The organism is Pseudomonas sp. MD330_10 (assembly GCF_042610415.1).
Taxonomy (GTDB): Bacteria; Pseudomonadota; Gammaproteobacteria; order Pseudomonadales; family Pseudomonadaceae; genus Aquipseudomonas; species Aquipseudomonas rhodesiae.
Genome location: NZ_JBHGZU010000203.1, coordinates 1 through 229 on the forward strand (window position 1 = coordinate 1; position 229 = coordinate 229).

General features: G+C 59.0%; 1 pseudogene. It reads left to right on the top strand.

Annotated features, from left to right (window positions below):
* A pseudogene (locus tag ACFZPT_RS27195) lies at positions 1-229 on the top strand (MotA/TolQ/ExbB proton channel family protein); the annotation flags it as partial.

Consider the following 229-nt stretch of genomic DNA (forward strand, 5'->3'; position numbering starts at 1 on the left):
TCTACTTCGCCTATGTGCGCCGCCAGGCCCGCGCACTTAACATAGTGCTTGGCGCCAATGTGCACAGCGTACGCGACTTGCCTCAGGAGTTGGCCCGTCGCAATAGCCTGCCGTTGGATATGGTCTTGCCAGTACTGGCTAAAATAGCCTCCAACGGCTCGCGCAAAGACCTGGATGACGTAATCGAAACCCAGTACCTGAGCTCTCGCGCACCGTTGGCCCGCAGCCT